Origin of the sequence: Sphingobacterium sp. FBM7-1, assembly GCF_020687765.1 — a bacterium.
Lineage (GTDB): Bacteria > Bacteroidota > Bacteroidia > Sphingobacteriales > Sphingobacteriaceae > Sphingobacterium.
This window is the reverse complement of record NZ_JAJEWJ010000002.1, coordinates 316,432-337,783: the sequence shown is the minus strand read 5'-3', so window position 1 is coordinate 337,783 and position 21,352 is coordinate 316,432. Positions and strand designations below refer to the sequence as shown.

Sequence of the window (21,352 nt, the reverse complement as noted above, 5' to 3'; positions counted from 1 at the left end):
TTCGAATAAGTGTTTATAAGTGAATAGTCTTTCTCTATTATGATTAGCACAGCTTTGCTAAAAAAAGGATGCTTATCCTATATTCGAGCATATCCAAAAATAACATAAACGTCCTTTTCATATATTTAAAAATTGACCTATTTCATCTAAAAACTGACTAAACCCCGTAGCTTTTAAAGCTTTACCCTGTCTACGAAAGTTTATACGATTCGATCTGAAAGACAAAAGTCGTCGATGTCTCTGCCTTTCCGCCCTGTGTTGCACCAAACAAATACCGAGGGGTTCCCTTAGTTTTGTCGAGCAAAAGCATGGGTCGCTCCAAACGCCCAAAACGCTTTAGATGTCCCGGCGGCTTGCCCTCTTGGACATAGCTCTTCATATCGAGGTAGGAAATCTGTGGCTCTGACCAATGGATACCATCTGCGGAAGAGAGTATAAGACCATATTCGTGGTTGTAAAAACCCATGTCCCGTGCGATCATATAATATCTGCTTTTTTCTTTCCAAACAAAAGCATCCTCTAGCTGCGCATTGTTTGGACGGCCCGAAAAGTCGATGATCGGACTGTCTGATACTTTTATATAGGGACCCAGGGGATGATTAGCCTTTGCCAGTCCATACTTGCGGTTTCCCCGAACTGCTCCTGACTGATTTTGGTATTCCGCGGTATTCCACGATTTATAGAACAACCAATATTTACCGTCGTTCCCCTTCACAAAGGCAGGGTTCGTAGTACAATGGTCGTCCCAGGCGCCGTCCGCCCCGGGCATTAAAGTCGGTTCATCCGAACGTTGCCAAGGACCGTCTAAACTTTTGGAAACCGCCACGCCAATGCGTTTGGTATCAGTTTTTCCATTCGAATTGCCCATGTAAAACAAGTAATAGGTATCCCCTACTTGCTGAATGAGGGGATTATGACAAGTGGTACCGTCCCAATATCCTTCCCGCGGACGGAGTACAACGCCAAGATCTGTAAAGGGCGCATCAGGTCGCTCCGCAACGGCATGCGCAATTTCCGAACCCCGCAGCCAGCCACTCATCCCTTTTTCCTTCTTCCATCGCGAATAAAAAAGATGTACTTTCCCGTCGTCGCCCCATATCGGAGATGAACACCAGATATAGTAATCATCCAAAGCCAACGACCGTCCTATAGGTTTCAAGGTAAAAGCCGGCGTATTTTCCGGGCGAAACGCAAACAGAGGCGGTGCGAGGACCGCCCCGGTTATTAAAAATAATCCAGACTTTATAAAATCTCTTCTGGAATGCCGGTCTGGTCCTCCTGGTTTTTCTGTCATGTTTATTACCTTTAACGCAGTGATTCAGGTTTATAGCTCTAAAATAAAGAAAAGTATCGTTGTCCGTATCATGGGCTGTCCTGTATATCCGACTAACGATCCAACTCCAACAAACCCATGATAAATGGACCGGTCGCTTTGGCATCGTTTTCCCGGATACGTTCGTTGACGTAATAATCATAACTACCGTCCCGATAAGGATGTCCGCCCAGACCCGCCACCGCATTACATTGAATCAAGGTAAGCGTACCATCGGCCTCCGTTTTCAACAACCGCTTCTGGATGCCTGCTAGTGTCTTCTCGGCTACCGCTTTATAGGAAGCAGGAATATATCCTTTATTCGCTGCTTTGGCGAAGCCATACATAAACATCGCGTTGACAGACGCTTCCTGATAATTTTTATCCTGACCGATCTTATCCATCACTTGCCACCACAAGCCTTCTTCGTCCTGATATTTAGGCAATGTTTTCGCTAAACCATTGATGATAGCTACAATCTCGTCTCGCTTGGGATAATCTGTGGGGATAAAATCCAGCACATCCACTAAGGCCATAAACCACCAACCGATACTACGTCCCCAAAAATTAGGGGATTGCCCGGTAACGTCATTGGCCCAAAGCTGCTTTTTACTTTCGTCCCAAGCGTGATAATAGAGCCCCGTCTGGGCGTCAAAGGTATGCTTTGCCGTAACGAGTATATGGTTGATCACATCCTCATAGCGGGCGCTATCCTGCGTAAACTGTCCATATGCCGCGATAAAAGGATCGGCCATATACACACCGTCTAACCAGATTTGATGCGGATAAATCAGCTTATGCCAATAGGCTCCTTCCAGTGTACGGGGGTGGACTTTCAATTGGTCCATCAACCGCTCTATAGCCAGCTTATATTTTTCCTTTCCAGTCTTCTCGTAAAGCGGGAAAAGAATTTTACCCGGATTGATATAGTCCAAATTATAGGTATCCCGTTTGTACAGGTATATCTCTCCTGCTTCGTTGATGATGGTATCCGCCCAAGCTTCGACATAATCGAAATATTTCTGGTCACCCGTTTTCTCCCACATCTTGAGCATGGCTAAACAGCCTAGACCTTGGCCGTAGCCAAAATACAGCCGTTTGCCGTGATCAATCTGCCAAGCCTCGGGGAAACGTTTAAGTTCCGATTCTGCAAACTGCATGTATAGCTTTTGCGCTAAGGCTTTAGACGAGAACCCTACCGAGCAGAGCAACAAGATTAAACCCGAAAGCGCTATTTTTCTAGTTGACATATCTAAATTAGTATAAAGGGTGTTGCTGTCCGCGCAATCCTGTGTTTGCATCGATGGTGTTGGTGGACAGTGGGAATAATTCTACTTTATTCTTCTCTAAGCCCCGGTAGATATTTCTTACCCAGACTTCATTGGCTGCCAACTTATTATTGAAAAAAGCTGCCGTGTTGCCATACATGTCCAAGATCGTGTAGCCTTGGTTCTGTAGCTCCTCTCTTTCCGTAGCGGTCGGCTCATTGGCAAACGGTATAAATGCTAAGGCTACCGTAGGATCGTTGAATGCTTTCGCATCGGTGATCTTGTAGGCGCGGTACCGCGGAACGGCTGCATATCTACCGGTGCGATTGGCTAGATCAAGGACTTCCTGCTTCGTCTCGGTAAGTTTTTCGTATAGAATCCCCCAACGGATAAGATCTGTACGACGCCAACCTTCAAAACCAAGCTCCAACTTACGCTCCTGGATAATGGCATCGCGGAATGCTGCGTAAGTACTTGGCGTTTCGCCGATTTGTGAACGATCGTTCTGAAAAGCGCGCAGACGGACCTTCTCATACATTTCTTTAGCCACGGACGTCGGCCCATTGTTCAGTTCATTTTCCGCTTCTGCATACATCAACAACACATCGGCATACCGTAAATGGATCCAGTTGATGTCTCGTTGAGCCGCAGAAACACCTTCGTCCGCTTTCCAGTTGACTCTAAATTTGCCAATCGTATGGTTCGCGTACGTATTCATCTGATGCGTACTTTCGGCTGTTATCGCATAGTTTGAAATCGTTACGTCACGACGGACGTCTCCCTCTTCAAACTCAAAATAGTAGGTAGGAAGTGCGGCCATCGCGGGCTGCGATTTGTTATAAAACGATTGGGTATGCGCAAATATACCGTTGGTGTACCCTAGGCGCGCCTCGTTACGATCGGCACCTTTCTGTCCATATTCGAACATCGACTCTTTGTTATATTTCCCGTTGACTAGATCACGAAAGATCGATTCATAGTCGACCAGCTCGTTTTCCCCGCGATCCACAACGGCCTTGCAAGCATCTCGGGCAATTTCGTATAACGCTTGAATGCGTTGCGTATCGGAACGTCGAGCGAGTTGCACACTACCTGGCGCATAGCTAGCTAAATCCCACCGCAGCGAATAGCCTGCTGCATAAAGTGCGGTACGTGCTAGTAGACCATAAGCGGCATTCCGCGTAACCCGCTCTACCGGCATTCCCGACTCGCCTTTCCATGGCAGCAATTCGATAGCGCGTTGCAGATCCTGTACGCAACCATCCAATATCGTATCTCTGCTTACGCGGGACGATGCGAAATCCGGCATCTCCACGACAGGAACGGTCGGATAAGGCACATCCCCAAAATGACGGACGACATGCAACATGTTCATCGCACGGATCGCATAAGCTTCGCCCAATAACGTATTCAATTGATGCTGCTCCGCCTCGCTGCCGCTCGTCATCAAGGGTATATTTCGAATCAATACGTTAGCCTGTTCTACCCCGGCATACATCGTCGTATAGGTACTTGTAGGGCTGATAGCTGGGCTATACACATAGTTTGAAACTTGGTTTTTGGAGTTGGTTTCTCCTTCCGTCGAAAAAATCTCGTCGTTACCCATACCAAACTGGTAAAATAGCTCCGCGTTGAAGGTACTCGTATAGGCTCCCAACACGGCCATTTCCACTTTTCCGGCATCTTCAAATATCGTGGAACTGTCAAAATCCTTTTCTGACGGCAGCTCCAAAAAGTCTTTACAACCCGATGTGCTGAGTAAAAGACCTGCCAATGCTATATAGATATATCTATGTTTTCTCATGTTTCTTAGGTTTAGAACGTTAAGTTAATTCCGGTTACAAAGCTTTTTACCCGTGGGTAAGCCGAGTTGTCTACCCCGCGCGTGAGGATTTCTGCACTCGCCGAAACCTCCGGATCAAATCCGGAATAATTTGTAAACGTATGGATATTGTTTAAGGTAACATAAAACCGCAACCGCTGGATAAATGCCTTTTTGGAAACTTCTCCCGGCAGGGTGTATCCGAAGGTGATGTTGTTTATCCGTAAAAAGGAAGCATCTTCCAAATAATAATCCAGTGGATCGGATATGGCGATGTTGTTGCTTGCATTTAAGCTCCATATCTGATCAGACGCCTGTTGGTTCGGATTTAGTTCTGCCAATCGATTCAAATCATTTGTCTCCAATCCTGTATTCGGATCGATTAAAGTAAAGCGATCCGCCATGTAGCCAAGCGAGTTTTGGTTAGGCAAATAGGGACCCATAAAACGCTGGCTATTCATGTTAAACACCTTATTGCCGTAGGCAAAGTTCAAGAACACACTAAGATCGAAACCTTTATAAATAAATTCGTTATTAAAGCCTCCGAAAAACTTAGGTTCTGGGCTTCCCAGTTCCGTACGGTCGTCCGCAGACCATACCGGATTGCCATCCGCGTCGGTTTGGCCAGCCACAGGAAGGTATTTCACATCACCCGGCTTCACGGAAGAACGGTTTTTACCTTTTAGCGAAGCCACACCATCTTTCAACGTATAGCTATCCCCGTTCTGCACGAAATCATCAGTGGTATAGACGCCATCATACTTATAGCCGTAGAACGTACTGATCGGGCCACCTACGCTGGTATAAAAATTGATCCGAGACTCGTAATTGGTGATCATGTAGTCATTACCCGCACTTCCGAAGAGTTGCCCTACTTTGGAGCGGTTGAACGTCATATTGAAGGCCGATCGCCATTGGAAATTCTCCTTACGGATATTTAACGTATTCAAGGAAAACTCGACTCCTCTATTCCGTAACGTAGCAATATTTTGGTATTGTTTACTATAACCTGTTGAGGTTGGAATATCCGCTTCTAACAATAGATTTTTTGACTCATTGTTGTAAAAATCAGCGGTCAGGTTTACCCGATTATTTAACAAGGCGATATCTAGTCCAACATTGGCTGTTTGCGTCTTTTCCCAAACTAGGCCCGGATTTCCTAAGGTGTTGCTCGGCTTGACGCCCACCACCGTCTTATTATCTACCGCAACAACGGTCGATCCATACAAAGTCGCATACCGCGTACTTCCGATCCGATCATTCCCGGTTGTACCATAGCCGACACGCAATTTCAACTGATCAAAAATGCCATTGTCTTCCATAAAACTCTCGTTATGGATATTCCAAGCGGCCGACGCCGATGGGAAAGCCCCCCACTTGTTGCCTTGACGAAAGGTTGACACACCATCGGCACGCACCGTTGCCGTGACCAAATAGCGGTCATCGTAGTTGTAGATACCACGGAAGAAACCCGATACCAGACCATAACGACGAGCTTCGGCTTCGCCACGCTCTGTCCGTCCGGCTAAGCTGACATCTTTGAGCCCGAAATTACTGGCTGGGAATTCGAAATACTTGTGTTTAAGCCCCTGGCTCTCCTCGTACCGCATTTCGTGCCCTCCCATCAAATTGATATGGTGATTTCCTAGATCCTTCATCCAAGATAAGGTATTCGTCCATTGCCATTCAAAACCTTCCGCATTCTCGATATCCCCATACGGCCCGCCGTTATTCCGTGCGTCCCGCGTCCGGCCATCGTCCCAAAAATTGGTCCGTGTCTGTCCCCATTGATAGGATCCTTGTGTACGAAACGTAAAATCGTTTAAGAATTTAGCGGTCAAACCGACGTTAACATTCGCTAGACGGGAAGCTCGCTCGCGGGTGCGGGCGTCGTTCATAATAATGGGATTGGAAATATCGTACTGCGAATCGAGTAATTGCATCTCGTCGCCAATATCCGTATACAACATTTCTTCGTTGGTAAAACGGACGCCACCTGTAGCAGGCTGCAAAGCTGACATCTTGAGCATCCCGCCCAACGATCCGCCACCTTGCCGATTGGCATCTTGGAACAAGGAGTTGAAATCTATGTTTACTCCTTTAAATAATTGGTGATCCACCTTCGCACGCACACTATTTCTGCGGTAACCCGACTTCGCTAAAATACCATCTTGATTGGTATTGTTGTACGATAACATCAATTTGGTTTTCTCGTTCCCACCGGAAATATTCACGTTGTGATTTTGCAATAAAGCACTACCACCGAATACTTCGTCTTGCCAGTCGATACCTGCGCGCGTCCCATAATCACTGTGTATGCGTGCATATGCACCCGATGCAAAACCAGGATCGTCTACATCTCCGCCATACATATCCGCAAATCTGGATGTATTACCGGAAAGCGTCTGGAATTCGTATTGGTATTTTACATAATCTTCTACACCAAGCAGGTCGAGTTTCCGACTCAATCGCTCGAAACTCAAGTAAGCATTATAATCGATCGCCGTACGACCGGATTTCGCCGATTTCGTGGTGATCAATACCACGCCATTCGCACCTCGTGCGCCATAAATAGCGGTTGCCGAGGCATCTTTTAAGATATCAATGTTTTCGATGTCATTGGCATCGATCTTCATTAACGCATCTTCCATCACAAATCCATCAACCACATATAGTGGCGCTGTTGAACCCGTGATAGACGTTCCTCCACGCACCGTGATATTGACGTCCGCACCGGGCGCACCACTCTGGGTCACGACATTTACACCGGCGACTTTACCGGTCAATGCCTGTGCCGCAGTCGTCACCGGTACTTGACGAATGTCGTCTCCTTTTACGGATCCGACCGCACCGGTGAGGTCTCTTTTCCGCGCCGTACCGTAGCCGATCACGACAACTTCATCCAGATCGTTATTCGCTTCCATCAATAAGATCGTAACGGGATTCTGATTCGTTACGGTCAGCTCTTCCGGCGTATATCCTACATAACTTACTTGCAAGATATCGCCCACATTAAGCGATAGCGAGAAGGTACCACTTTCACCCGTTAGGGTGCTCGCATTCTTTCCTTTCACTTGTACACTCGCTCCACTGATCGCTCGGTTAGCGGCATCCGTAACGCGGCCTGACAATGAAAATTCTTGGGCCCAAACAGTGGGCACCATTACACAACAAAACAGCAAAACAAATAACCTTTTTAAGTTACTATTCCGGACTGCATTCCATTTTGACATCTTTACTGGCATATAATTTTAATTAGCGCTTAAACTGAACATCTACTTCCCCCCGCAAAAAAATGTTATTCCTCGAAGATTATATTTTAGAGGCGGCTGGCTCGCTATAAACTTTTGTTAACAACGAAGGTAGATGTTATTCAACTTTGCCAAAAGTAGAATAGCACAAGGGTTTAGACTTTTAAAAATTGACGGAATCTGTTTAAAAATTGACAGTCGTCGCGAAATAACGGGCTATACGTTGTAAGAACTAATGCTCGAAATGCTTTTTCCCGTTTATACCATAGAAGATGAACAGCATCAAACAGTCGATATTCCTCACACCCTCGGCCCTATTGCCAGCTTCATCGACGATGGTAATCGGTTCATGCTTTTGAATTTTATCTCCGGATTGAGAATGATCCGTTGGTGAATAAAGATCATCGGTTAATGCTTTTGAACCTTATTTCCAGATTAAGAACCATTTGTTAGTGAATGAAGATCATCCGTTAGTGCTTTTGAACTTTATTTCTAGATTTAAAACTATTTGTTAGTGAATAAAGATCATCGGTTAGTGCTTTTGAACTTTATTTCTGGATTTAAAACTATTTGTTAGTGAATAAAGATCATCGGTTAGTGCTTTTGAACTTTATTTCTGGATTTAAAACTATTTGTTAGTGAAAAAGACTTTTCTTATTTCGAAAAAACAAGGCAAAAAACTTCGTTTAAGTGGCATTGGAGGCTGTTTTTTCTGTTAAATTCAACTTTCGGAATGGGGTATATTTTCGCCAGAAAAATGATGGATTTTCGTGTGCTGTGCGGCTCGTGGTATGCGAGAGCATATTGTTTGCCTTAGAAAAAGAGCTTCCCACGAGGCTATAAATCTCGTGGGAAGCTAGTCAACGGTTATTGAAACACCGTTTTATTGATAAAATCCTGTGCTAACGCTTTTTTCAACGCGACAGTCAGATCCTCCCGGCAGTTACGGCGGCGAGCAAATGCAGACTTATCATAACGGATATTGCACAAACCAGTTCTGTTCGTTCATCAGATGCCCGCGAACCTGTTGCTTTTGCCCGTCTGGGTATTTGGCAGAAACGATATCGGCCAAGATCGACGGATCATTCCATCGCTTCGCAATACGCATCAATGCGAAATAAGCTTTTGCTTCACCAGCACTTTCCATCAGGGTTTCTTCTGCTACTAAGCGGTCTAAGGCCTCCATATACTCCAGCTTTTCCGCTTCGGTATCAATATCCTCTTTAGACAAGCCCTGCGGAAAAACCGGACCGAGATTGACTCGACGGCGGATACCCCAATTCCGCTTTAATTCAGCGTTCATCACTTCATCATCAAAAGGCGCTTGTAGATTTCCTACATTACGAATGACATATTGCTCGATACCATCGTTCAATAGAGCCTCTGCTTGGCTGAATTTCCCGAGGTTGTTCAACGCTTCGATCAGGAAAAAATGGACATCCGAATCGCGATAGATGACGATATGCACATTGTTTTTATAAATTTCCGAAGCACTCTCCCGATCTCTGGAGAACTTCCGGATCACCCACTGTCCATTCTGGAAAAAATAGGTATAATTCTCTCCGCGATATTGGTCACCTAAGGTATGCCCGTCATAGCGTAACTGGGACGCATGCCGTTGCATGGCTACTTCCGTAGGCTTTAAATAGTAGAGCGATGGTTCCTGGTTGGAAAAAAAGCTGATCAAGCGATTCGTTTGGTTTCTTTCAAAATCGTACGGTACGATATTGATAAGCACACGGGTTTTCGTAATGGGATCCCGCGTAAAGACCTGTATCCATTCGCCGTTATAATCTTGGTTATCTACTTTATAACGCCGGCCGCCGTTGTCATATATAAACGGAATACCAACATCCACGACACGCTGATAGTCTTTGTTCCACAGGTATAATTCCATACGGAGAGGTGCAGGTGACGGACAGATCATATTCCACACCAAATCTTGCTCGTTGGCCGGCACACCCGGATATAGAATATTCCCCCAGTTGGTTTCATACAAACCATTTACGCCGTCCACACCGCTTTCCATCAAAGCGATCAAGCGTGGAATTAATTCATCGAACCCGATCACGGGAATCTCACCGATCTTGTCCAGATTGAGATCTGGATCATCGAAGTACGCTACTTGTCCATACAGCTTGCCAAGCGTCAGATACGTCCACACCTTAAAACGTATTGTTCCGGAGATCAAAGCTTGATAATGCGCCTCCTCAATGGCGGTGGGGTTGTTTTTTCTGTACGCGATAATCTTACTCAGGTAAGCATTTGCGTTAACGATTAAATCGTAATACGGCCGAGGGTTAGCAAAGCTATTGCCTGGCTTTTCTTTAAAATTGTAGAGATCCCAAAGATCTTGTGGGGCATTTACCGTAGGCTCGAGCAAATCCGTACGCAGATCACTCAGAAACACGGTCTGATCCGCGATGGCCTGCATCTTGGAGGCCACCCCCATATAGCCCGAGTAAAGTTCATTAGATTCCTTTACATAATCTTTATCCAATAAAATATCGTTCGTATCCACTTCAAAATAATCGGAACACCCCCCAAAGGTAAGGGCCATCGTGGCAATTCCACATACGAAAAAAGTCCTTCTCATACTCATATTCTTCATTACAGCTTAATGTTAACACCAAATTTAAATGTACGTGGCAATGGAATCTTACCATAGTCTGCTCCCAAATAGCTAATCGAATTGCTATAGGCCGTCACGGGATCCAATCCTAGATAATCACTCCAGGTAAAGAGGTTTTCACCTGCGATATACCACTCGGAGTTAGAAAGTACATTCAGCCGGTGTTGTCCGAATTTATAGGACAGCGTGATATTTTCTATCCGAAGGAACGAAGCGTCTTCTATCCAGCGGCTAGAAAAACGCGCATTTTCCATCGGATCGCCGTAAGCTGCTTGGGGAATGTTGGTCTGTTGTCCGTCCGTTTGCCAGCGGCGTAGTGTCGCCTCAGATTGATTCGCATAACTGTCCATACGCTCCAAACCGCGACGCAAACCGTTGTACATGCGGTTTCCTTTGCTGAAACTGAGCAACCCTTGCAGGTGGATATTTTTGTAACGGATCGCCAGTGAGGTCCCTCCGAAAAGGTTTGGCAAGCTATTGCCAAGCAGTTCTTGGTCTTCGGTGTCAATTACACCGTCGCTATTGGTATCGTTAAAACGGGCATCTCCCGCACCAAAAAAACGATTTTTGTAGTCTTGCAGACCTAAAGCGTTTGCCTCCGCCTCGCTGGAAATAACACCTAGAAAACGAGCGCCATAATAAGAGAAGGGGGATTCGCCCACGCGGTTAATACGCGTGACACCATCGGCTTGCTGATGTAGCATGTCCGCACCGCCGACTAGCCTTTTTACTTTGCTATCCAGTGTGGATAGGTTACCCCGCCAGGTAAGCGACCAGTTGCGGTTATCGATTACGGCAACATTCATGTCGACTTCGAGGCCTTGGTTATGTATCGCTCCACCGTTCATATAAATCCGGTCGATGCCACCGATCGGAGAGACCGGGAAGGCATTCAATAGGTTACTTGCCCGGTTAAAATAATAGCCTACATTCACATTCAGCCGTTGATTAATACCAGAAAAAATCAAATTGGCCTGCCAGTTTTCGTTGTCCTCCCAGCGGATTCCTTGGTTCGGGATATTCCCTACCACAATTCCCGCTAGCTGCCGGTAGAGCTGGCTTCCATAATATGCCTGTCCAATCTTCGACGAAAAACGGCTATTCCCAGTCTTAGCATATCCAATCTTAAACACCAAATTATCTATGCTGTTGATGTCTTTTAAAAGTGCCGTATTCGACAGTAGTAGCGATAAGTCGGCCGCAGGAAAAACACCAAAACGATTCGCGTTTACACCAGATACAGAGGTGCCATCGACACTCAGGCTGACGTCTAATTTGGCGAGACTACGCCAGTTATACTGGGTATACCCATACACGTTCATCCAATTCCACTGTTCGTTGTATCCCCAAAACAGGCGACCAGCATTATTCACATAATTGAGGGTTCGGTAAAAATCTGAACTTGTATTTCGTCCACTTCCGGCATCATACTCCTGCGAGGTCAAAAGACCTTGTACCCCACCGCCAAAGTAAGCTTCATCGCGGTTCCAGTTCTTGTGATACGTTCCATAAACATTCCAAGAAATATTGGAAGTTTGTCCGGCTCCTGCTCTCGCCGTGTTCAACGCTATTCCATTTTCTAATGGCAAGATGGTGCCACTTGATAATCCCGGGATGAAAGTGTTCTGCCGCGTGTAATTGGAGAAAAGACCTAAGACAGCGTTAAGTCGAAAGCGATCGGTAGCTTGGTAACCCAAGTTGGCCTGTACGAAGACATCGTAGATATCCGACTTAAAATCTCCCGTTTGCAAAAGGGCGAGCGGATTGGAAACCCCAAACTGACCGACACCATCGAGCTCTGGCAAAATATTATTGTCTGCATCCTTTAGAAAGGGACTTAGAATCGGCGCCCGGTAAAGTGCCGACATTAACGGACTTGTTGCGGGTAGGATGCCCTGCTCTTGCATCTTGGAGGTACTGTACGTCAGTGCCGTGATCGCTTTTAAATCGAACTTACCGCCCAGGTTAATGCTGGAATTCAGACGGGTGCTGTAACGCGTAGTCGCTGTTTGATCCAATGTCCCTTGTTGGCTCAGTACGCCCAAAGATAGATCGTATTTCGCCACCGCATCACCGCCCTTAATACGCAAATGATTATCGGTAACAAACGCGTTCCTGTAGATCACATCTTGCCAATCCGTCGCATTGTTATAGCGGAAATTATAATAGTAATCCGGATCGTCGCGGAGGAAAGGAAACCGTGTTAGTAAGTCGCCCATATCTTCGTATTGCGTCATTCCTACGGTTCCCAATAAGCTTTTATAGTCACTACCCCCCAATAGCGGAATCGTATTGTAATTATGGGCAATTCCATAATTACCTTTAAATTCTACCACGGTTTCCAGGTCGTCCGACGAGGAAGTTTCCAGCAAGAGGACACCGTTGGAGCCTAGGGATCCGTACCGTGCAGTCTCTGCTCCTTTTAATAAACGGATATGTTTAATATCCTGTAAGGCAAATGGTGCAAACATCCCCCGGGAATACCCGCCTATAATAGGCGAATTCCCTAAATCCGGCAAATAAGGGATTCCATCAACAACGATCAAGGGGGTGTTTTCTGCATCGAACGAACGTACGCCTCGAAAGTTCAACATTCCGCCCTCGGTGACCATGCCGCTTTTGTTCAACACCCGTAACCCCGGCATCTCGCCCGTCAGCACCTGTTCGATATCCGCCGCACCGACACGGTAGTCATTGTCGGACAGCACACTGGTGTTTTTATCGGAAAATGTCCCTTCTACGACATTGACGTAGTTGGTTCTACCTTCACCGATCAACGTGATCTCGAAGGTAGTACGTCCTAATATTTCGACATGTGATTCATAATAGCCGGGGCTCCATACCCGAATGGTGGTAGCACCGTCCTCTACGTCCTTTAACGTAAAAGATCCATCTTTCTTTGTGCGGATATTGGACGTGGTATTGAGCACAGTCACCACCGCATCCGACACTGGGCTCTTGTCATAATTGCTCACGACCTTTCCCGTAATCGTCGTTTGTGCGACTGCCTGTCCCACTCCACAGGCTAAAACTGTAATCAATAGCGAGCGCCACATCCTCCTCTTCATTATATTCGTCATATATTCAGCTAATATTCGGTTCATTAATAGTTATTTTGTGTCGGGATCAATGCCCAGTGGTACAGATCTAAGCGTTCTACATTCCCCTTACCCAATCCGGCAAACTCTACTTTGATTTTAAATGAAGTTACATCTGCTCCTTCGATCATCACTGGGCCGACTAATCCGCCCCAACCATTATATTTGGTTCCCGGTACAGTATTGGTTGAACGATCGTAATGCCAAGGGTTCGAAGGTTCCACATTGAGGTTCTGCGCGACGGGTGCATCGTTGATATATACGTTGACAAAGGGATGATTCGAGTGCTTAACCCCCATATACAGGTTATACTCTCCTGGCGGTACTTCGACTGCCTTATATCCAGTCGATCCGTCTTCGTTTCGCTCTAACATTATCGGCGTATACTCAATAGAGGCGGGTTTGTCATCGTTCAGATCACCCTCAACCCTTAGTACACGATACTGTAACTCTACCCCTATGGTAGGGAACGTCACTTTATCCTCGTCTTTCGGCTCGATATTCGTAACATTATTCAGCTTAAATAATGCATCTTTTTCGTCGTCCGGAACGAACTCCCAATAATGAAACAATTGTTTGATCATGTCGATATGGACATTATTCGGAATTTTGAGATGGGTCACTTCATAAATCCGTCCGTTACTCATTCGTTTAAAATCTGCGTCGACTTTCTGAACGCTCGGTTTCCATAACCTCCCGAAAGCCGAGGTAATATCCGCTTCCGTCACATCATCCAGTACGTTGTTATAGAATATGGCTTCTTTAATCCAGGTATAAGCTTTCAGTGAATCCGTATACAAAAAGTCTTTTCCAAATTGGTCGTAAAGCGTTCCCAAATTATCAAAGCACTTTTCTAACACTTGATTATTCGGTAGAAACATGGTTACATTCGCAAATTCCGAACGGATATTAACGCGTTCAAATATCGGATTTGTGATGACGTAGACCGAGTCGTAAAGTGTATTACCCGTCGGATCTACGCCGATCGGAATACTGTTTTCGAGATCGAAAATGGTATCGTTCATGGCGAGTATGGTGTCCCGGATAATGGAGTACTCATTACCCAGCGACGCTAGGTATTCGTAAATACTCAAATCGGGCGTCAATAGCTGATCGATCTCGTGCACGACTCCATTCTGACAGATCTGGTTACCTTTCACGACGGTTGCATCACCGACGCGTATAGCCTCTCCCTCCTTGTCAATGGACAAGTACTTGCCGTTGAAGGTCATCACGCGCAACCCACTCTTAAGCTTGGTATTGTCATACATTAAACTGTTGATATGATAGCGGAGGACAAACTTCGTATCCTCGCCCAAAGCTTCCAGTGCGCTCATTTTCTCGTTAGAAACGGCCCAAATGGTCAAGTTTTGGTCGCGCTCCAGTTCCTCAGCCAAATCATACTGTTCCAGCTTAGCGACGAAGTCGGAATACTGTGGCTGGGATTTCAAATAGTCCAGCAGATTCAGGGGCGATACGGTTCCTTCTTCTTCCCCGTAATGGGTGTCCCAATTTTTGCTGCAACCAGCAAGTATGGTCATTAAACATACTGCCGCATAAATTATCTTTTTCATAACAATGAGGTTTAAATTATTCTACCGGATCAAATTGCAGATAGTCCATGGTAATCAGACGGCCATCTAACGATAATATCCGCAAGGTATGATCTGTCGTTTCTGTAAATTCTACGGTACCCATCGCTTGGGTTAAATTGCGTTCTTGCCGAGAGTTCGATATCACCAGACGGGCATGGATCATTTCATTATCCAAAATAAATGCCGCAATCCCCGTATGTGACGAATGCTTAGGGCTCGGCCAAACAAACGACACTTTATACTTCCCTTTTACGATCGTAGGCCCTTTGAACTCTATCCAGCCCGACTCACCCAATTCCGCACGCAGATGATCGTGGTTCAGGAGGTTATACCAGTTCCCTTCTGAAGGCCTGTTATTCCGATAAGTGACCACATTCTGTTTGTATTCCGGCCGCGCGGACCAGGTGATGTTGGTCAGCTCATTGGCGGTAAACGTCTTGTTATATTGTGAACCTAAGTTATTATTGCGATACTGACTCACATTCGCTTCGATGTCCGGATAATCGGTCAGTTCCCAAATTACCTGCACCTGTTCGGGCAGAAACAAGGGCATCCAATTGTCTACCTCATGAATGACTCCGTTTTTACAGGCGATATTGGTTTCAACAAGCGCAACGGACTCTCCCGTCTCCTCGTTCTTATTAAGCACCAAGCCTACGCCACTTTCAGATACTTTGAGTAGTTCATTCGGCGCCATCGTTTGTAGATTCATTTTGGTTATGCCTTCGGGGAATTGGCCTAAATCGCTATACGAACGCTGTTGCGCTAGCAAATGGTAAGCGACGTATTTGTTTAGTCCGTTCGATGGGTCTGTATAATCTGTTCCCGCTACGACGCCGAGTTTCTCCAATAGGTCCGGCAGCCCGTTTATCCCTTCTTTCGTGTAGGTTTCGTTGCTGACCACGAAGGCCGTATATTTAAACCTTTGTTGAATGGGATTACCGAGTGGATCGGTCGTCTCGGTATAGACGGTTGCCAACCTTTCCTGATACCCCGTAAGTTCGACCAGCTGAGCAAACAGACTCCACCGTTCTTCCTCTTCCAATCGGTCGTAGATCGTCTCGACCAGCGGCACGAGCACATCATCTATGGTATGAATAATACCGTTGGTTGCTTTGATATCGTAGCTATTGAACCGGGACACGCCGTTCAAATAGATAGCGTCCGTTCCGCCGTCTCTAAATTCGACGAAAAGATTATCGTCCGTCGCGTTTAATTGGCTTATCGCACCACTTTGAAATTGTGCAAAACCCACTTCCGCTCCTGCAATTAAATGATATTTGACTAAAAGAGCGGCCTCTTCTTGGGTTATATCTGAAACAGCGGTCAGGTCCGAAGCGGCTAAATACCTTTTCACCCCCTCATTTGTTGGCACGAAGTGGGTATAAATCGCATCCAGATTTAATGTATTGTATAGATCTGCTTTTTGAAGGATTTCTACCCAAAGACCGTACTGTTCTTCATTATTTTTCAAGTAGAGTCCGATAGGTGTTTCTTCAAAAGCGGTGTACGTATTTTCTTCGAAAGCGTCTTTACAGGAGCTTACCAAAGTCAGCACCCAACCCATAAAGATCAGGAGCCCCCAGTTCCAATATTGTCTTTTTGTTTTCATCTTTCGATTAATTTAAATGTTCGTAATAAGGGTTTTGAACTAACAGCCTATTGTACCGCAACTCGTCGATGTGAATTGGCAGGTAATGGGCATTCTCGTCCATCAACTGGGCACGGATGACCGGTGCGGAAGCACCCGCATTTCCGGCCAACACCTGTTCGATAAAATAGTCTTTATACCGGTAATCGTTCCGCTGCGCGATACGTAAAAGATCAAACCAGCGTTTCCCTTCTGCCACGAATTCTTTACCTCTTTCTTCGAGCAGGGCATGCAGTAACTGTAGCTCGGTATTCCCGGCATCTAGGGGCCTCGATACGCCCGCGCGGGAACGCACCGCCGTGATAAGCTCTATGGCGGCTGGGTAGAAGCTTTCGCCCTTCATGATCAAAGCTTCTGCTTTCATTAGATAAATGTCGGCCATACGGTATACAATCCAATTCTGATCACTAAAGGAGCGAGCTATTCCCGTTCCCGCTTCTGCGCCGAGATACTTCCAAATTTTAAGGTCATTCGCGTAGGATGCACCCTGTCCACGAAGGTCTTCGGCATCTTGTGCAAAGAGTGTCAACGCATAATTCGAGATAATCCAATTGTAGGAAGCTCCGAATAGATCCATCAATTTATTGTTTTGGGCTTTCGAATTATCAAACTGTATTTCAAAGATGCCCTCGTTGGTATTTCCTTCGCTAAAAATAGTAAACCAGTTGTTTGTCGTATTTACGCGTCCTTGGATTAGGCCCACTCGTCCCGACTCCAACACAGCATTGCAGGATATAATGGCTTTGTCGTATTCTTCCATCCATAGGTATACATCGGCCAACGCCGCGTGGATCGCCCATTTGGTCGCACGACCTTTTGTTTCCCATACGGTAGGCCATATTTCTTTGCTGTTCGTTAATGCTGTTGTCAAATCGTGTTCGATCTGTAGGAGCAACTGCGCTTTCGATGATTTTGCTATTTCATACGCTTCATGATCGTTCATATACGGTTCTAGGATGAGGGGGGCATCTCCAAAGGTCCGAACGATATAGAAGTAGCTCAACGCTCGAAGAAAATACGCTTCCGACAAATAAGACTGCATGACGGCCTGGTTAAAGGATGGGTCTCGTTCCACCACGTCGGGTGCGTATTTTATAACCATGTTAGCATAATTGATAATTTGATAAAAGTTGCTCCATTTTACCAGCTTATTGGACGGTAAAATAGAAAAGCCTTTCAATCGCACAAGATCTACATCGACCAAACCGGCTAAGCTCAACGTGTTCCCGCGTGCCTCCCCAAAGTTGAGGATATCCGGAACGGCTTTTTGTAGCCCGACGTAAGCTGCTCCCAAAACGGCTTCTGCTTCTTCTTTATTGGCCCAATAGTCATCCGTCACCTGTTGGTTCTCTGGTTTCAATTCCAGCCATTTTTGGCAGGAGCTGCTCAGAAACAGTACCGAGACCATTAGAACGCTATACCATATTTTCATAATCTCTTTATTAAAAGTTAACATTAATTCCCAACGCAAATCGCCGTGGGCGAGGTGTGTTAGCATTATCTTGACTCAACATGTATACATCACTGGAAAGCGAGACTTCCGGATCCTGTCCAGAGTATTTGGTCCACGTGTAAACATCCTGAAGCGTTGCAAATACGTCAAATCGGGTGAGTCCGAAGCGCTCGATCAGCGGTTTAGGAAGCGAATAGCGCAACGAAACCATTTTAAGCCTTAGGAAGGAAGCATCTTCCACAAAACGATCTGATCCGAGGTAATTATAACCTTCGCCATACAGCGCTCTCGGAATCATGCTAGCGTCCCCTTCATTCCGCCATCTTCCTAACACGGCGGTGCTCTGATTGCCTGTTCCGCGCATGCTTTCTGTACTCATCCGCACTTTGTTCACCACCTTTTGCCCAAACCTCCCGTGGAAGAAGGTGCTCAAGCGGAATCCTTTGTAATGGACGTCGATACCACCACCGGCTGTAAAGAGGGGCATAGCATTTCCTAAGTAAACAATGTCATATTGATTGATCACGCCATTGCCGTCGATATCCTGATATTTCGCATCACCGGCAAAAACCCGTCGATCTCCATTGCGTGCGTATACTGCTTCTCCGGCTAAATCCCGGATAATTTCGCCATTCAGATCACGGGCATAGGTATCTTCGATGTTCTGGTATACGCCAAGGTACCGATAGCCGTAGAACGAGCCTAAGGGATTCCCTTCTACGATTTTATGTGCATAGTTTTCGTTATCGAAATCGTAGCGTTCAAACTCCATATTGTCCGGTAGTTCGAGTACGGTATTTCTATTTCTGGAAATATTCAGGTGGCTAAAGCTCAGACCAAAGTCTTTGCTACGAATGGCTTCGACGTTCATGATAAGCTCCCACCCTTTATTTTCCATCTTTCCGGAATTATAGAAACTCATCTCTGCAAAGCCGGTAGACGAGGGAAGCTTCACGTCCTTCTGAAGCAGATCGGTCGTTACCCGGTTGTATAGTTCCCCCGTAATGGTGAGCCTGTTTTTAAAGAAAGCCAAATCAACCCCAAAGTCTGTTTGCGTAACGGTCTCCCATTTGAGGTTATCCAATTGCATGGACACGGGGCGGATCGCCGCCATATCGACATAACCAGGGGTAATGGGTTCGAATACGCCAAGATAAGTATAGTTACCCCTAGGTGAGTTACCGGTTTTACCCCAGCTATAACGAAGCTTGACCATATCGGCAATACCGAGCTTTTTAATAAACTCTTCCTCTCCTAAATGGTACGCAACGCCGAGTGCGGGGAAGCCTTTCCACCGATGCTGTGCGGATACGGCCGTGCTCGCTTCCCAACGGTAGGTACCATTGATGAGATATTTATTCTTGAAACCGTAATGCAAACTCGATATCACACCGATATCCCGCCCCATCGAATTACCGGATCCCATTTTGGCAACGGCGCCGCCCGATGTAGGATCGCTTAGGGAGGAAGATGCGTTTCCAGAAGTCTCGCTGGCATAGCTAAAGTTTCGGGATTCGCGGGTCTGTACTAAAGCGGCACCTACGATACTGTGCTTCTCTTGAAAGGTTTTGTTGTATATAAATTTGTTCTCTGTCGAGATGTACAGGTTATCAGTTAACGCATCGGTGCCCCGGTTGAAAAATGGATCTGTCCAGATGACGCCGGTCACCGACTGCGGTAAGTATTTCGTGTTTTTCGTGGACCGCGTGTCAAAACCTACTGTACCGGTATATTGCAACTCGGGCAACACTTGGTATTGTGCCCTAAAAATGACGCGGGCCTGTTCACCCGCTGTTTTGTTAACGGATTCGTTAACCATCGCCACGGGATTATAGGTACTTCCTTTTTCATCTCCAATGAAACTTCCTTGAAAATTGAGCCGCGGTGTAAAATACTCGTCCGTGTAATTACCATATTCGTCGATAAAATAGGGGCTCATGTTCGGCATCTTAGTCATAGCCATGCCTCGCGGCGTTTGTATTCTACCCGTCCAAAAATTGTCCCGGTTACTCAGCGAATAGGACATATCAGCGTTGATATTGAATTTATTGGAGAACTTGTAGTTGACACTCACCAACGTGTTATAACGGTTTAGCGCGGTGCCCTTCGTCGTTCCAACATCATTAAGATACCCTAACGAAACGCGGTACGTGGCTTTATCTCCTCCTCCACTGATCGACAGGGAATTATCGACAAAGTGTCCGACCTGGGTAACCTGGTCCAACCAGTTGGTATTTTGATTGTATTCTTTGAAGTACACCCACGATGGATCGTAATTAATCTCTTGGGTATTGTATAACAAAGACAAGTAGGGAAGGGCCTGTTGATAGCCGCGGTCGTTCACCGAATTCCAGATCGCGTCCTGGATCATCGCCACGTACTGACCCCCGTCCAGCATAGGGATGGTTTCTGCCTCACGTTTAACATCAACTTTACTTGAAAATGCAAACCGGGTTTTACCCTGACGGCCTTTTTTCGTCGTGAAAAGAAGAACACCATTAGCGCCACGGGAACCCCATATAGCGGTTGCAGCGGCATCTTTCAATACCTCGATTGACTCGATATCCATCGGTGAAATATTAATCAGCGCTCCGAAATCCTCATCGTTGGCCGTAGAAAAATTGAAATCGGTCGAAATCTCTGTGGGATAGGGTACGCCGTCGACGACAATCAAGGGTTCGGAATTTCCATTAAGCGATGAGGTTCCGCGTATACGGATAGAACTGCGGGCCCCCGGATCCGCACTGGAGATGATGTCGACGTTCGCTAAGCGACCTTGCAATCCGCTTTCAATAGAAGCAAAGGGCATGGTCTCTAATGCTTTCATATCGATGCTCTCGGTTGCAGATACTTGATTGCGGTAAGAAATGCCCATCGCGTTGCGCTGCTGATCTCCTGCTCCGGTCACGACCACTTCTTCAATCGACTTGTCGTCTATTTGTAGGGTGACATTGATTTCCGACTGCCCGGTGTAAGGAATACGTTGTGATATGTAGCCTATACAAGCTACTACTATCGTCAAATCATTCTCGACAGGCACTTCGACACTGTACTGCCCTTGAGCATCCGTGGAAGCTCCGCGTAGATTTCTGTTATCTTTGTTTTCGACAAAAATCGAAGCTCCTTGTAGCGCTGCATTTCCCTGGCCTTTTATATTCCCGGTTAATACCCGGGAAGACTGTCCTACGACGAGGGAGATAACGCTGAAACATGTTATTAAGGTTAATATATATCGCCTCATTTATCTTTATTTAAATGCTAAACCTAAAA

At 46.1% G+C, this 21,352-nt stretch carries 10 protein-coding genes; all 10 read right to left on the bottom strand.

Annotation, left to right across the window (positions count from 1 at the left end; genetic code table 11):
- Positions 1-190: 190 nt before the first annotated feature.
- A complete protein-coding gene (locus LKO28_RS05790) occupies positions 191-1,294 on the bottom strand; it encodes a glycoside hydrolase family protein (RefSeq protein WP_227693761.1) in 1,104 nt (367 codons plus the stop codon).
- A gap of 92 nt (positions 1,295-1,386) precedes the next feature.
- Positions 1,387-2,562 carry a glycoside hydrolase family 105 protein gene (locus LKO28_RS05785; RefSeq protein WP_227693760.1) on the bottom strand — a complete coding sequence of 392 codons (1,176 nt, stop codon included), beginning with the start codon at positions 2,560-2,562 and terminating at the stop codon, positions 1,387-1,389.
- Positions 2,563-2,569: 7 nt separating this feature from the next.
- The gene (locus LKO28_RS05780; protein ID WP_227693759.1) at positions 2,570-4,384 is read right to left on the bottom strand and encodes a RagB/SusD family nutrient uptake outer membrane protein; all 1,815 of its coding nucleotides are present in this window, start codon (positions 4,382-4,384) and stop codon (positions 2,570-2,572) included.
- Positions 4,385-4,395: 11 nt separating this feature from the next.
- Complete coding sequence (locus LKO28_RS05775; protein WP_227693758.1) at positions 4,396-7,635, bottom strand: SusC/RagA family TonB-linked outer membrane protein; 3,240 nt, start codon at positions 7,633-7,635, stop codon at positions 4,396-4,398.
- Between the two features lie 988 nt (positions 7,636-8,623).
- Positions 8,624-10,249, bottom strand: coding sequence for a RagB/SusD family nutrient uptake outer membrane protein (locus LKO28_RS05770; protein WP_227693757.1), 1,626 nt, complete (start codon positions 10,247-10,249; stop codon positions 8,624-8,626).
- Between the two features lie 14 nt (positions 10,250-10,263).
- Positions 10,264-13,389 carry a SusC/RagA family TonB-linked outer membrane protein gene (locus LKO28_RS05765; RefSeq protein WP_227693756.1) on the bottom strand — a complete coding sequence of 1,042 codons (3,126 nt, stop codon included), beginning with the start codon at positions 13,387-13,389 and terminating at the stop codon, positions 10,264-10,266.
- Positions 13,389-14,957, bottom strand: coding sequence for a fasciclin domain-containing protein (locus LKO28_RS05760; protein WP_227693755.1), 1,569 nt, complete (start codon positions 14,955-14,957; stop codon positions 13,389-13,391). Before LKO28_RS05760 ends, LKO28_RS05765 begins: the two co-directional genes overlap by 1 nt.
- A 16-nt stretch (positions 14,958-14,973) precedes the next feature.
- Positions 14,974-16,590, bottom strand: a complete 1,617-nt coding sequence (locus tag LKO28_RS05755; protein ID WP_227693754.1) for a fasciclin domain-containing protein — start codon at positions 16,588-16,590, stop codon at positions 14,974-14,976.
- 7 nt (positions 16,591-16,597) lie between these two features.
- The gene (locus tag LKO28_RS05750; RefSeq protein WP_227693753.1) at positions 16,598-18,061 is read right to left on the bottom strand and encodes a RagB/SusD family nutrient uptake outer membrane protein; all 1,464 of its coding nucleotides are present in this window, start codon (positions 18,059-18,061) and stop codon (positions 16,598-16,600) included.
- Between the two features lie 10 nt (positions 18,062-18,071).
- A complete protein-coding gene (locus tag LKO28_RS05745) occupies positions 18,072-21,323 on the bottom strand; it encodes a SusC/RagA family TonB-linked outer membrane protein (RefSeq protein WP_227693752.1) in 3,252 nt (1,083 codons plus the stop codon).
- Positions 21,324-21,352 lie beyond the last annotated feature (29 nt).